General features: G+C 30.8%; 15 protein-coding genes. 11 read left to right on the top strand and 4 right to left on the bottom strand.

The window, feature by feature from the left end; all coding sequences use genetic code 11:
* Positions 1-98 precede the first annotated feature (98 nt).
* The 11 genes from Q0881_RS11065 to Q0881_RS11015 all read left to right on the top strand — a co-directional run bounded on the left by Q0881_RS11065 (position 99) and on the right by Q0881_RS11015 (position 11,457).
* The gene (locus Q0881_RS11065; RefSeq protein ID WP_299160133.1) at positions 99-947 is read left to right on the top strand and encodes a flagellar motor protein MotB; all 849 of its coding nucleotides are present in this window, start codon (positions 99-101) and stop codon (positions 945-947) included.
* 168 nt (positions 948-1,115) lie between these two features.
* Positions 1,116-1,571 (top strand): 50S ribosomal protein L13, encoded by a 456-nt coding sequence (gene rplM, locus Q0881_RS11060; protein ID WP_299160132.1) that lies wholly within the window; start codon positions 1,116-1,118, stop codon positions 1,569-1,571.
* Positions 1,571-1,957 carry a 30S ribosomal protein S9 gene (gene rpsI, locus Q0881_RS11055; protein WP_299160130.1) on the top strand — a complete coding sequence of 129 codons (387 nt, stop codon included), beginning with the start codon at positions 1,571-1,573 and terminating at the stop codon, positions 1,955-1,957. Before rplM ends, rpsI begins: the two co-directional genes overlap by 1 nt.
* Before the next feature lie 117 nt (positions 1,958-2,074).
* Positions 2,075-2,860, top strand: a complete 786-nt coding sequence (gene rpsB, locus Q0881_RS11050) for a 30S ribosomal protein S2 (RefSeq protein ID WP_299160128.1) — start codon at positions 2,075-2,077, stop codon at positions 2,858-2,860.
* 88 nt (positions 2,861-2,948) lie between these two features.
* Positions 2,949-3,917: a translation elongation factor Ts gene (gene tsf / locus Q0881_RS11045; protein ID WP_299160126.1), complete on the top strand. Its 969-nt coding sequence runs from the start codon at positions 2,949-2,951 to the stop codon at positions 3,915-3,917.
* A gap of 110 nt (positions 3,918-4,027) precedes the next feature.
* A complete protein-coding gene (pyrH, locus tag Q0881_RS11040; protein ID WP_299160125.1) occupies positions 4,028-4,738 on the top strand; it encodes a UMP kinase in 711 nt (236 codons plus the stop codon).
* 46 nt (positions 4,739-4,784) lie between these two features.
* A complete protein-coding gene (gene frr, locus Q0881_RS11035) occupies positions 4,785-5,339 on the top strand; it encodes a ribosome recycling factor (protein WP_299160123.1) in 555 nt (184 codons plus the stop codon).
* A gap of 97 nt (positions 5,340-5,436) precedes the next feature.
* A complete protein-coding gene (locus Q0881_RS11030; protein WP_299160121.1) occupies positions 5,437-7,800 on the top strand; it encodes an efflux RND transporter permease subunit in 2,364 nt (787 codons plus the stop codon).
* A gap of 77 nt (positions 7,801-7,877) precedes the next feature.
* A complete protein-coding gene (asnS, locus tag Q0881_RS11025) occupies positions 7,878-9,311 on the top strand; it encodes an asparagine--tRNA ligase (RefSeq protein WP_299160119.1) in 1,434 nt (477 codons plus the stop codon).
* Positions 9,312-9,394: 83 nt separating this feature from the next.
* Positions 9,395-10,858, top strand: a complete 1,464-nt coding sequence (gene rpoN / locus Q0881_RS11020) for an RNA polymerase factor sigma-54 (protein WP_299160118.1) — start codon at positions 9,395-9,397, stop codon at positions 10,856-10,858.
* A gap of 44 nt (positions 10,859-10,902) precedes the next feature.
* Positions 10,903-11,457 carry a hypothetical protein gene (locus Q0881_RS11015; protein WP_299160116.1) on the top strand — a complete coding sequence of 185 codons (555 nt, stop codon included), beginning with the start codon at positions 10,903-10,905 and terminating at the stop codon, positions 11,455-11,457.
* Here the strand turns inward: Q0881_RS11015 and Q0881_RS11010 are convergent.
* The 4 genes from Q0881_RS11010 to Q0881_RS10995 form a co-directional block, all read right to left on the bottom strand.
* Positions 11,452-12,126, bottom strand: coding sequence for a porin family protein (locus tag Q0881_RS11010; protein ID WP_299160114.1), 675 nt, complete (start codon positions 12,124-12,126; stop codon positions 11,452-11,454). The genes Q0881_RS11015 and Q0881_RS11010 overlap by 6 nt on opposite strands.
* Positions 12,127-12,208: 82 nt before the next feature.
* Entirely contained in the window at positions 12,209-12,679 is a 471-nt protein-coding gene (locus Q0881_RS11005; protein WP_299160112.1) for a biopolymer transporter ExbD, read from the bottom strand.
* Positions 12,680-12,697: 18 nt separating this feature from the next.
* Complete coding sequence (locus Q0881_RS11000; RefSeq protein ID WP_299160109.1) at positions 12,698-13,324, bottom strand: biopolymer transporter ExbD; 627 nt, start codon at positions 13,322-13,324, stop codon at positions 12,698-12,700.
* 6 nt (positions 13,325-13,330) lie between these two features.
* Positions 13,331-13,768 carry a hypothetical protein gene (locus tag Q0881_RS10995; RefSeq protein ID WP_299160106.1) on the bottom strand — a complete coding sequence of 146 codons (438 nt, stop codon included), beginning with the start codon at positions 13,766-13,768 and terminating at the stop codon, positions 13,331-13,333.
* Between the last annotated feature and the right edge of the window lie 5 nt (positions 13,769-13,773).

Raw genomic sequence — 13,773 nt, 5'->3', positions numbered from 1 at the left:
TCTTCATAAAAGATTGTTAATTGTCTTTTTTATACCATCATTTTTTTAAATTTGCTTAATCATTATATGTAACAACACATCTGAAAAATCAGAATAATATGAAGAAAATATTTTTATTTCTTACCGCTACTCTTTTATTAGCTTCTTGTGCTTCTACAAAAGAGTTAGATGCTTTAAAGACTAAGCATGAAAAAACAAAAGAAGAGTTATTAGCTGTAAAAGCTAATTTGACAAAGTGTTTAGTAGAAAAAGAAGGTTGTCAAGATAAAGTTTCAAATTTAGAGACTACAGTAAGCGACTTAAAAAAAGACAAACAAAATTCACTTCAACAAGTTGAAAACTTAACTGTTTTAACCAAAGGAGCTACAGATAACATTAAAGAAACCTTAACTCAGTTAAGTAAAAAAGATAAGTACATTAATAGAATTAGAGCTGCTGCTTCTAAGAAAGATTCATTAAACCTAGTAGTTGCTTTCCATTTAAAGAAAGAATTACAAGAAGGTATCGATGACCAAGATATTGAAGTAAACGTTGAAAAAACTGTTGTTTTTATCTCTATTTCTGATAAATTATTATTTAAAAGCGGAAGCTATACTGTATCTGATAAAGCATCTAAAGTTTTAGAAAAAGTAGCTACAGTAGTAAACGGACAACCAGAAATGGATGTTATGATTGAAGGACATACAGATAATACACCAGTAACTGCAGGATCTTCTTTAAAAGACAACTGGGGATTAAGTGTTTTGCGTGCAACATCAATCGTTCGTGAATTACAAAACAAATACAAAGTAGCACCAAGCAGATTAATTGCTGCGGGTAGAGGTAGTTTTGCTCCTTTAGTAGCAAATGATACTCCAGTAAACAAAGCAAAAAATAGAAGAACAAAAATTATTATCCTTCCAAGGTTAAATCAATTTTTTGAATTACTAGAGCAAAAAGCTGAGTAATTTAAAAGTGCTATTTTATAAAATAAAAACGTGCTATTTGCACGTTTTTTTTATTGCTTAAAAATTAAACTAACATGCTATTTGTCAATCGAATAATTAATCGTACATTTGCAGACCTTTTTTAAGGATAAAATTATATATTAATAAACAAAAACTAATCGTGTAATTATGAACACATTAAGTTACAAAACAGTATCAGCTAACAAAAACACTGTTAACAAAGAGTGGGTTTTAGTTGATGCGGACGGGCAAACGTTGGGTCGTCTAGCTTCTAAAATAGCAATGCTAATTAGAGGTAAATACAAACCAAACTATACTCCTCACGTAGATTGTGGAGATAACGTGGTTATTATCAACGCAGAAAAAATTAACCTAACTGGAAAAAAATGGACTGATAAGTCTTACATCCGTCACACAGGATATCCAGGAGGTCAGAGATCATTAACTGCTACAGAAATGTTCGAAAAAGATCCTACAAGATTAATCGAAAAAGCAGTAAAAGGAATGTTACCTAAAAACAAATTAGGTAGTGCGTTATTCAGAAACTTATATGTTTACGCAGGTACAGAGCACCAACAATCAGCTCAAAACCCAAAAGCTATTAACCTTAACGATCTTAAATAATGGAAACTGTACACAAAATAGGTAGAAGAAAAACAGCTGTTGCTCGTGTTTACGTTTCTCAAGGAAGTGGAAACATCACTATCAACAAAAAAGATTTAAATAACTATTTAACAACTCCTACTTTACAATATAAAGTAAAGCAACCTTTAATGTTAACTGAGAACTTAGAGTCTTATGACATTAAAGTAAATGTTTTTGGTGGAGGTGTTACTGGTCAAGCTGAAGCTATTCGTTTAGCAATTACTAGAGCATTAGTAGCTATTAACGAAGAGCATAAAGCAGTATTAAAACCAGAAGGTTTATTAACTCGTGATCCAAGAATGGTTGAACGTAAGAAATTCGGTCAGAAGAAAGCACGTAAGAAATTCCAGTTCTCTAAACGTTAATCGTTTATTAGAGCTGTTATTTATAAAACAATTTATAACAGTTTAGTATCTAAATATTTCAGACTTTATAAACTACTGGAATATTGCGAAAACAGAACGTAAACACATTTTATTAAAATGGCAAACATTCAAGAATTATTAGAAAGTGGCGTACACTTTGGTCACTTAACAAGAAAATGGAACCCAAACATGGCTCCATACATTTATACAGAACGTAATGGTGTTCACATCATCGACTTGTATAAAACATCAGCTAAAATTGATGAAGCTTCTAAAGCTTTACAAAAAATAGCTAACTCTGGACGTAAAATCTTATTCGTTGCTACTAAGAAGCAAGCTAAAGATATCGTTGCTGAAAGAGCTGCAAACGTAAACATGCCTTTCATTACTGAGCGTTGGCCAGGTGGTATGTTAACAAACTTTGTTACTATCCGTAAAGCTATTAAGAAAATGGCTACTATTGATAGAATGAAGCAAGATGGTTCTTTTGATGCGTTATCAAAAAGAGAAAAATTACAAATCAACCGTCAGAGAGCAAAATTAGAAAAGAATTTAGGTTCTATTTCTGATATGACTCGTTTACCTGCTGCTTTATTTGTAATTGATGTAAAGAAAGAACACATCGCAATTGCTGAAGCGCAAAAATTAAACATTCCAATCTTTGCAATGGTTGATACTAACTCTGATCCTAGACCAGTTGATTATGTAATCCCTGCAAACGATGATGCTTCTAAATCTATTGATAAAGTATTATCATATGTAACAGATGCTATTGCTGAAGGCTTAACAGAAAGAAAAGCTGATAAGGAAAAAGCAAAAGCTGAAAAAGCACCAGCTAAAGAAGCTCCAGCGAAGGAAGAAAAAACTTCAACTGAAGAAAAAGCTAAAGAGGAAGCAAAATAATTTAAATTTAAAGGTTTCATTACATTGGAACCTTTAAGTTTTTACAACTTTGTATAATAAAATATTTACAACTTAAATAACAATAGAGATGTCAGTAAAAATTAGCGCTGCAGACGTAAAGAAATTAAGAGAAAGTACCGGAGCTGGTATGATGGATTGTAAAAATGCATTAGTAGAAGCAGAAGGAAACTTTGATAAAGCTGTTGAAGTTTTACGTAAAAAAGGACAAAAAATCGCTGCTAAAAGAGCAGATAGAGAGTCTACTGAAGGTGTAGCTATTACTAAAATTAGTGATGACAACACTTACGGTGTTGCTATTGTATTAGCATGTGAAACAGATTTCGTATCTAAAAATGATTCATTCAAAAGTTTAGCTGCAGAATTTGTTGATATCGCTTTCAATACTAAAACTAAAGAAGAATTTTTAGCTGCTGATTTTGGTGGAGTAACTGTTGCTGAGAAGTTAATCGAGCAAACAGGAGTTATCGGTGAAAAAATCGATATTACTTCTTTCGAAAGACTTGAAGCACCATACGTAGGTTCTTATACTCACGTAGGTAAGATTGCTGCTATGGTTGGCTTATCTACTCCTGTAGATAATGCTGCAACTTTAACTAAAGACTTAGCAATGCAAGCTGCATCAATGGGTGCTGTTTCTTTATCTTACAAAGGTTTTGACCCTGCTTATGTAGCGTCTGAAACTGAAGCAAGAATCGCTGCTATCGTAAAAGACAATGAAGAATTAGTTCGTTTAGGTAAAACTTTAAAGAACGTTCCTCAATTTGTATCTAGATTACAATTAACTGATGCTGTTTTAGCGAATGCTGAAGAAGTTGCAAAAGAGCAATTAAAATCAGAAGGTAAACCAGAGAAAATTTGGGACAAAATCTTACCAGGTAAAATGGAAAGATTTGTTTCTGACAATACTACTTTAGATCAAGAACAATGTTTATTAGATCAAAAGTTTATTAAAGACGAAAAGAAAACTGTTGCAGAATATGTTTCTTCTTTTGGTGACGTAGAAGTTAAAAACTTCGTAAGAGTTACTTTAGGATAATTCTCAACAAAATTTTATATAAAAACCATCCATTTTCTGGATGGTTTTTTATTTTATAAAAAACCAAACTCAAAAAAAATACGTAGTTTTGCACAACTTTCAACAAGACTATGCAATATAAAAGAATTCTTTTAAAATTAAGTGGAGAAGCTCTAATGGGCGAGCGTCAATATGGAATTGACCCTAAAAGACTTAAAGACTATGCCCAAGAAATAAAACAAGTAATAGATAAAAATATTCAAGTAGCCATTGTTATTGGTGGTGGTAATATTTTTAGAGGTGTTGCTGGTGAACTTAATGGTATGGATCGCGTACAAGGTGACCATATGGGAATGTTAGCTACCTGTATTAACGGTTTAGCATTACAAAGTGCCCTAGAAGATGAGGGAATACAAACAAGGTTACAAACAGCTATTGAAATTAAAGAAATAGCTGAACCTTATATAAAAAGACGTGCAAATCGTCATTTAGAAAAAGGACGTGTTGTAATTTTTGGAGGTGGAACTGGAAATCCTTATTTTACAACAGATACAGCTGCCGTATTAAGAGCTATTGAAATTAATGCAGATGCTATTTTAAAAGGAACAAGAGTTGATGGTATTTACAATGTAGATCCTGAAAAGGATAAAAACGCTGTGAAATTTGAAACAATTACTTTTAAAGATGTTATTGAAAAAGGTTTAAAAGTAATGGATATGACAGCATTTACTTTAAGTGAAGAAAACAAGCTTCCAATTATTGTTTTTGATATGAATACTAATGGAAACTTATTGAAGTTAGTATCTGGTGAACAAATTGGAACAATAGTTGATAACGAATAAAACGAAATAACCTCAAATAATATAGAGGTCAATAAATACGAACAAAATGAACGAAGAAATTGATTTTATTTTAGATTCGGCCAAAGAGGCAATGAATAGTGCTATAGAACACTTAGTAAAAGAACTACGTAGTATTAGAGCTGGTAAAGCTTCTCCATCAATGTTAGCTAATGTACAAGTTGATTATTATGGATCAGCTACTGCTTTAGGACAGGTTGCAAATGTTAGTACTCCAGATGCGAGAACTATTACTATTCAACCATGGGAAAAAAACATGTTGCAAGAAATAGAAAAAGCTATTATGATTGCAAACATAGGATTTAACCCTATGAACAATGGTGATAATATTATTATTAGTGTTCCTCCATTAACAGAAGAACGCCGTAGAGATCTTTCTAAACAAGCAAAAGCTGAAGCAGAACATGCAAAAGTAGGTATTCGTAATGCTCGTAAAGATGCTAATAATGAAATCAAAAAAACGGATGTTTCTGATGATATGAAGAAAAATGCAGAAGCTAACGTTCAAACTTTAACTGATGGTTTTGTTAAAGATATAGATGAAAAATACTCAGTAAAAGAGAAAGAAATTATGACTGTTTAAGTCTCTTTAAAATATTTAAAAGAGAGTGTTTTTTAAGGCACTCTTTTTTTTCGTTTAATTGTTTCATTTACCATAACTTTGCTAAAATTTTTTTTGAATGACTTTTTGGACTAAAATCGCAGGATTTATACTGCGAAACCGATATTTGGTTTTAATTACTATTGCTGTTATTACGGGACTTTTAGTCACTCAAATAAAATACATGCGCTTCTCCTATACAGAAGCCAACTTATTACCTACAAACCATGAGGTAAATATAGAATACAACAAATTCTTAGATATTTTTGGAGAAGAAGGTAATTTAATTATCCTAGGAATAAAGGATAGTACAATTTTTACGCCTCAAAAATTCAATAATTGGAATTCATTAGTTAAGAGTTTTGATAGTTTACCTGAAATCGATTTTTCAGTTTCTATCGCTGATGTAAAGCAACTAAAAGCAGATCGTAAAACTCGTAAATTCATTGTAGAACCTTTATTTAAAAAGCTTCCTAAAACAAATGAAGAAGTTCTTAAGATAAAAGAACAACTTTTTGAGAAGCTTCCATTTTACGAAAACTTACTATACAACGACAAAGGGACACTACAAACGGCAATTTATCTTAATAAAGAAATTGTAAACACTCCAGCTAGAGCAAATTTTATAACTCAAATACTTATACCAAGAATTAAAGCTTTTGAAGAAGCAAATGGTATGGATGTTCGAGTTTCTGGTATGCCATACATACGCACCTTAAATTCTCAAAACATTACCAACGAAATGGGAATATTTGTGGTTGGCGCTTTATTAATTACGGCAATTATATTCTTTTTCTTTTTCCGTTCTTTTAGAGCTACATTTATTACTTTATTTGTAGTTATTATTGGTGTTATTTGGGCTTTAGGTTTTATTGGATGGTTTAGATATGAAATCACCGTTTTATCTGCTTTAATCCCTCCACTGATTATCGTTATAGGGGTACCTAATGCTGTATTTTTAATAAATAAATACCAGCAAGAAATAAAAAAGCATGGTAACCAAGCAAAATCATTGCAACGTGTAATATCAAAAATTGGGAATGCTACTTTAATGACAAATATTACAACAGCATCTGGTTTTGCAACCTTTGTTTTTGTTAAAAGTCAATTACTAAGAGAGTTCGGAATTTTAGCTTCTGTAAATATTATTAGCATATTTATTTTAGCTTTATTAATCATTCCTATTTTATATAGTTTTATGCCTCTTCCTGAGAAAAAACATCTAAATCATTTAGAAAAAAGATGGATGGGCAATGTAGTTTCTTGGATGGAACGCATGGTAAAAAAACAACGTATTTCAATATATATAACTACTGTTATAGTTATTATATTAAGTATGATAGGCTTATATCAAATTAGAGTTTCTGGTAGTTTAATTGAAGACATGCCAAAAGGCATGCAGTTTTATAAAGACATCAAGTTTTTTGAAACCGAATTTGGAGGCATCATGCCTTTAGAGATTTTGATTGACACAAAAAAAGAGAAAGGTGTTATGAAACTTTCTACTTTAAAAAAGATGGAAAAGTTAAATGAAACTATTGAAACTTTTCCTGAATTATCTAAACCAATTTCAGTAACAAACTTAGTTAAATATTCTAAACAAGCATATTACAAAGGAAATCCTAAGTATTATCAGTTACCGACAAGTCAAGAGAAAGCGCATATTTTTGCTTATACCAAAAATTCTGATAGTAACTCTGGAATGTTAAAAAACTTTGTTGATAAAACTGGTCGTTATGCTCGTATCACTACTTTTATGAAAGATATTGGTACCGATAAAATGGATATTATACAAGATCGTTTACAAGCTGTTATCAAAAAACAGTTTCCAGAAGAACGATTTAATGTTTCAATGACAGGAAAAGCATTGGTCTTTTTAAAAGGAACTAATTATTTAATTAAGAATTTAGTTATTTCATTATCTCTTGCCATTTTATTGATTTCAATTTTTATGGCCTGGATGTTCCGTTCTTATAAAATGATTTTTATATCCTTAATCCCAAATATGCTTCCATTACTAATTACTGCTGGATTAATGGGCTTCTTTAGTATACCTATTAAACCTTCAACTATTTTAGTATTTAGTATAGCTTTTGGTATTTCTGTAGATGACACTATTCACTTTTTAGCCAAATACCGTCAGGAACTGCTAGCAAATAATTGGAAAATAAAACCAGCAGTGTATGCTGCACTTCAAGAAACTGGTGTTAGTATGTTTTATACTTCAATCGTTTTATTTTTCGGATTCTTGGTATTTACCGTTTCTAGTTTTGGTGGTACAATCGCTTTAGGAGGTCTAGTTTCTGTAACACTTTTATTAGCAATGGTATCTAACTTGTTATTATTACCATCATTATTACTTTCATTTGAGAAAAAGATTGCTAACAAGAAGGTTTTAAAAGAAACAAACTTTAAAATTTTACCTCCAAAGGAAGATAAATAAAAGTTTATTCGCATTTTATATATCAACATTGCTCAATTCTTAGTAATAAAGTATCTTTGCTCTTCAATTTTTAAAAGATGAAAAGAAGTAGCGTTAAAGAATTATTACATTCTGATAAATTTTTACAGGAAGTACATGTAAAAGGATGGGTTAGAACTTTTAGAAGCAATCGTTTTATTGCTCTAAATGATGGTTCTACCATTAATAATATTCAATGTGTTGTAGATTTTGAGAATACAAACGAAGAACTTTTAAAAAGAATAACTACAAGTGCTGCTGTAAGTATAACTGGTACTTTAGTAGAAAGCCAAGGTAAAGGACAAAAAGTAGAGGTAAAAGTTACAAATTTAGAAATACTAGGAGACTCTAATCCAGACGAATACCCTATCCAACCTAAAAAACACAGTCTTGAATTCTTACGTGATAATGCGCATTTACGTATTAGAACAAATACATTTAGTGCTGTTATGAGAGTGCGTTCAGCATTATCTTTTGGAGTGCATAAATATTTTCAAGAAAACGGATTTAACTACGTAAATACACCTATTGTTACTGGATCAGATGCTGAAGGTGCTGGTGAAATGTTCCATGTTACAAATTTCGAAGCTAATAAAGCTCCTTTAAATGAAGATGGGAATGTAGATTATACTCAAGATTTTTTTGGTAAAGAAACAAACTTAACCGTTTCTGGTCAGTTAGAAGCTGAAACCTACGCAATGGCATTAGGAAAAGTATATACTTTCGGACCTACATTTAGAGCTGAAAACTCTAATACAACGCGTCATTTAGCTGAGTTTTGGATGATTGAACCAGAGGTTGCATTTAATGATTTAGATGCCAATATGGATTTATCTGAAGATTTTATTAAATCGGTTTTAAAATACGTGTTAGATACTTGTAAAGACGATTTAGCATTTCTAGACAATCGTTTAACACAAGAAGAAAAAACAAAGCCTCAAGCACAACGTAGTGAAATGAGTTTAATAGAAAAGTTAAACTTTGTTGTAGACAATAACTTTAAACGTGTCTCTTATACTGAAGCCATTGATATTTTACGTAATTCTAAACCTAATAAAAAGAAGAAATTCCAGTTTCCAGTAAACGAATGGGGTGTAGATTTACAATCTGAACATGAACGTTTTTTAGTTGAAAAACACTTTAAATGTCCAGTAATTTTATTTGATTACCCAGCAAACATTAAAGCTTTCTATATGCGTTTAAACGAGGATGGTAAAACGGTACGTGCTATGGATGTTTTATTCCCTGGTATTGGAGAAATGGTTGGAGGTTCTCAACGTGAAGAACGTTTAGATGTATTAAAAGCTAAAATGGCTGAACTAAATATTGAAGAAGAAGAATTATGGTGGTATTTAGATACCCGTAAATTCGGAACTGCAGTACATTCTGGTTTCGGTTTAGGTTTTGAACGTTTAGTTTTATTTACTACTGGAATGAGTAATATTAGAGATGTTATTCCTTTTCCTAGAACTCCACAAAACGCAGAATTTTAAAAAAATCATAAAACTTAAATATACAATCGTCATTCCTAACAGAATGACGATTTCTTTTTATCCTATTCCTTATATTTGTAAATATGCTAAAACAAGGTTTACATCATAAATTATTACAAAAATTATCTCCTCAACAAATTCAGTTGATGAAACTAATTCAACTGCCTACACAAGCATTTGAAGAACGTTTAAAACAAGAAATAGAAGAAAACCCTGCATTAGATACAGGGAAAGAAGAACCTGAAAATTTTGAAGATACATTATCTAATGATTCAGATTATGATGATGCTGGGAGTGAAAAAATTGAAACCGATGATATTAACATTGATGAATATTTAAGTGATGATGAATATCCTAGTTATAAAACACAAGCAAATAATTATTCAGCAGATGATGAAGAAAAACAAGTTCCTTATGCTGCAGGGACTACTTTTCATCAATCATTAAAAAATCAATTGAATACTTTTAGAATTGACGAAGAAGAACGCTCTATTGCTGAATTTCTAGTAGGAAGTATTGATGATAGTGGCTATATCCGTAGAGATATTATTGACTTAGTTGATGATTTAGCTTTTACACAAAACGTTTTTACTAGTGAAGAAAAAGTAACCAATGTTCTAAAGAATGTAGTTCAAAGATTAGATCCTATAGGGGTTGGTGCTTTAGATTTGAAAGAGTGTTTAATTATTCAATTGAAATCTAAAGCAGAAAAGAAAAGTATATCATTAGCAATAGATATGCTTGAAAATGCTTTTGATCATTTTGTGAAAAAACATTATAAAAAGCTTCTTGAAAAGTTTAATATTAATGAAGAACAATTAAAAGAAGTTATTTCTGAAATAGGAAAATTAAACCCTAAACCTGGTAGCTCATATGCTGGTAATAATAAAATAGCTGAACAAATTGTTCCAGATTTTTCAATACGAATTATTGATGGTGTTTTAGAGCTTACACTAAATTCACGTAACGCACCTGAATTGCATGTTTCTCGTCAATATAATAACATGTTGAAGGGCTATAGTGACTCTAAAGAAAAAAGTAAGGCGCAAAAAGATGCTGTCTTATTTATAAAACAAAAACTAGATGCTGCTAAATGGTTTATTGATGCCATTAAACAACGCCAGCAAACACTTTTAGTAACCATGAATGCCATTATGCATCGTCAGGAAGCCTATTTTTTAACAGGTGATGAACGTAAGTTAAAGCCAATGATTTTAAAAGACATTGCTGATGAAATACAAATGGATGTATCTACAGTATCCAGAGTTGCAAATAGTAAATATGTTTCTACTCCATACGGAACAAAACTGATTAAAGAATTTTTCTCTGAATCAATGAAAAACGATCAAGGAGAGGATGTTTCTACTAGAGAAATTAAAAAAATATTAGAAACAGTTATTAATGAAGAAGAAAAGAGAAAGCCTTTAACTGATGAAAAATTATCTAAATTATTAAAAGAAAAAGGTTATCCGATTGCGAGGAGAACTGTTGCAAAATATAGAGAACAGTTAGACATTCCTGTTGCTAGATTACGTAAGGAAATTTAATGCGTTGGCATAAATTCATATCAACCCTTCTACATCCAATTGTAATGCCTACAATTGGCATTATCCTATACTTTATTTTAACTCCTATTAATTTAAGTAGACGACAACAATATACAATTTTAGCCATTGTTTTTGTTGCTACTTATATTATCCCTATACTTCTACTAGTTTTTTTAAAACGCATAAATTATATAAAATCATTTCAGGTACATGGAATAAAGGAACGAAAAATTCCAATATTTTTTATGATGACTTTACTTTTTATGGTAGGTAAGTTTTTTGCTGAAATAAGTATTATACGAGATTTAAGCTATTTATTTTTTGGTGTAGTATTAGGTTTAATCTTAATCTATTTTCTATTTATTATAAAAATAAAAGCTAGCTTACATTTACTATCTATTGGAGCTGCTATTGGTTATTTTCTTTTGTTTCAACAAATACACGGGATATACATTCTACCCTTAATTATGGTTTTTATTTTACTTTCTGGTTTATTAGCAACATCTAGACTGTATTTAAAAGCGCATACTGTTCCTGAGGTTTATATTGGATTTTTTATTGGCTTAATTTGCCCTTTTTTAGCTTTTTATATTCTATAATAAATAAAAGCTTAATCCAAACTTAACAACTTTTGTGTTAATTGGATTTCCATTTAAAACAGCATTCTTAAATATTGAGCTTAAACCGTAATAAACATGAAAATTAAATGTACCATAACCAGCAGACATTATTAATCCTGCTTGCCATTTATTATACTGAGATATATTTGAGAAACTCACCTTAGCTCCAGAAGCATTATTATAACTAAAGGTATTATTAAAATTATAGCTTAATTTAACCCCAGCATAAAGCCTCCAAAAAGAATAACTATTAACAGTAGATGTTCTCCATCTGAATTGAATAGGCATTTCAATAATATGGGTTTTCAACTTATTTGCAGTAATGGTATTATTAACCTGAAATTCATTCCTGTTTGTTTCTACAAGATTCAAACTATGATTGAAAGAATCAAAACCGTAGCCCAAACCAACTCCTATAGCCATTTTACCACTTTTAACAATAGGAATATCTTTAATATATCCACCTGAGAAACCGAATGAAAAGCCGCTTTTAGCAACTTCAATAGGTTGATTATTTAAAACATTATAAGTTACATTTATATAAAACTGATCTTCCCAATACTTATCTCCTACTTGTAAAGAATCCTTTTGAGAATAAATACTAAGCGTTAAAAACAATATAAAAAAGGTCTGGATAAATTTCATCATTGATAATCTAACGTTAAATATAAGTTTTTTGTATAAAAAAAGAGCAATCATATGATTGCTCTTTTTATTTATTTAAAAGTAATTACTTTTTTATTTCACTTGCTTTGTGAGTAGATAAACTTAATTTAAGAGCATTCACGTCTCTTAATTTTTCACGAATATCGGCTAAAGTACCTACACTCGATTCTTTATCTGCTTTAATAGAAGTTGTCATAAAAGGAACTTCAGCTTCTGACACATTTCCTCTTTCTAAGAAAATAAAAGTTGGTACATCATCTGGTGTAGCAATCTTATCATTTAACTGTATTCTATTATAACTTGTTCCGTACTTAGCGTCTTTAGCTTTTCCTACATAAATTGTACTTACTAAACTCTTACGCTCAAGCTTTTTCACTTCACTTGCACTAGGTAAACGAGGTGCTTCAATAGATAAATCAGTTTCTCTCATTACAGTTGTTACCATAAAAAAGAATAACAACATAAAAACAATATCAGGTAGTGAAGAAGTATTCACTGCTGGCATCTCTTTTTTCTTCTTTTTAAACTTAGACATACTTAAATTGTTTTAATACTATTGAACATTCGTTGGCTCGCTGTCAGAAATAATTTGAGGATAACTACTCTTGATATCTTCAACTTTCTTTCTTAACGCATCGTCTTTTCTTGCACTTGCTTTAAAGGCTTTATCCAACTCAGTAAAACTCATACCATATTTTTGTTGGCATAATTTATTACGTAATTCAGTATAAGCTTTTAACAATTCATTCTGAACAGATACATATACTCCATACTCAGTACCTCTATCACTTTCTACAGCAATAATAGCTTTGTTTGGATGATCTGAAGAACTTGGATCTTTCGCTCCATTACAATAATTACAAGACGTTCCTGCATCTTTTCCTGGCATTGGATTACCAACACCACCACCATTATCTATAAATTTAATAGCAGCATCTTTTAAGTCTTTTAATTCCATAACCTGGTCCTCTACGAGTAATTGATTATTTCTATTAATACTAACTTGAAAAATGTTTTTCTCTTTTACTATTGGTGGCTTAACATCAGTTTTTTCAGCTAACTTTTTAGGGATACCTGAATCCACATCCATTGTTGTTGTTACAAGGAAAAAGATTAGTAGCAAGAATGCAATATCTGCCATCGAACCTGCATTAATTTCTGGGTTTTCTCTTCTTGCCATAATTTTTTATGATTTAACGATTCCTTTTAATAAATCCCATACAAAGAATACACTTGCAATAGCACCTAAAATAATGCTAAAACTAATTCCTGTACCTACCCATTTAGAAATAGATCCTTGAGATGCTAATATACCTCCGTCTGCTCCAATAACTTGTCCATCAGAAGACATAAAATAAGAAACAGCAAAAAGAACAGCTAAAGCTAATATTCCTAATAATGTTTTCTTTAACGCTGCTGGGTTTTTAAACATCCCCCATAAAGAAGCCACTACAGCTACTACAACTACTCCTATAAATAACCAAGTTGAATAACTAACCAAAGGTCCAACAGCATTAGAAAGCGCCTCTACGTCTTCTTTGTCTATTCTAACAACGTTTACAAATAACGCAGCACCAATAAGTGATATTGCAGCTATAAGCAATGTTAATATTTTATTATTCATATGAT

The organism is uncultured Tenacibaculum sp. (assembly GCF_947494125.1).
Classification (GTDB): Bacteria; Bacteroidota; Bacteroidia; order Flavobacteriales; family Flavobacteriaceae; genus Polaribacter.
The sequence above is the reverse complement of the archived record's forward strand: the minus strand, read 5'-3'. Positions and strand labels throughout refer to the sequence as shown.

Coding starts and splice junctions, on each gene's coding strand:
- Q0881_RS11065 (WP_299160133.1), top strand. CDS start 99: ATGAAGAAAATATTTTTATTTCTTACCGCTACTCTTTTATTAGCTTCT.
- rplM (WP_299160132.1), top strand. CDS start 1,116: ATGAACACATTAAGTTACAAAACAGTATCAGCTAACAAAAACACTGTT.
- rpsI (WP_299160130.1), top strand. CDS start 1,571: ATGGAAACTGTACACAAAATAGGTAGAAGAAAAACAGCTGTTGCTCGT.
- rpsB (WP_299160128.1), top strand. CDS start 2,075: ATGGCAAACATTCAAGAATTATTAGAAAGTGGCGTACACTTTGGTCAC.
- tsf (WP_299160126.1), top strand. CDS start 2,949: ATGTCAGTAAAAATTAGCGCTGCAGACGTAAAGAAATTAAGAGAAAGT.
- pyrH (WP_299160125.1), top strand. CDS start 4,028: ATGCAATATAAAAGAATTCTTTTAAAATTAAGTGGAGAAGCTCTAATG.
- frr (WP_299160123.1), top strand. CDS start 4,785: ATGAACGAAGAAATTGATTTTATTTTAGATTCGGCCAAAGAGGCAATG.
- Q0881_RS11030 (WP_299160121.1), top strand. CDS start 5,437: ATGACTTTTTGGACTAAAATCGCAGGATTTATACTGCGAAACCGATAT.
- asnS (WP_299160119.1), top strand. CDS start 7,878: ATGAAAAGAAGTAGCGTTAAAGAATTATTACATTCTGATAAATTTTTA.
- rpoN (WP_299160118.1), top strand. CDS start 9,395: ATGCTAAAACAAGGTTTACATCATAAATTATTACAAAAATTATCTCCT.
- Q0881_RS11015 (WP_299160116.1), top strand. CDS start 10,903: ATGCCTACAATTGGCATTATCCTATACTTTATTTTAACTCCTATTAAT.
- Q0881_RS11010 (WP_299160114.1), bottom strand. CDS start 12,126: ATGATGAAATTTATCCAGACCTTTTTTATATTGTTTTTAACGCTTAGT.
- Q0881_RS11005 (WP_299160112.1), bottom strand. CDS start 12,679: ATGTCTAAGTTTAAAAAGAAGAAAAAAGAGATGCCAGCAGTGAATACT.
- Q0881_RS11000 (WP_299160109.1), bottom strand. CDS start 13,324: ATGGCAAGAAGAGAAAACCCAGAAATTAATGCAGGTTCGATGGCAGAT.
- Q0881_RS10995 (WP_299160106.1), bottom strand. CDS start 13,768: ATGAATAATAAAATATTAACATTGCTTATAGCTGCAATATCACTTATT.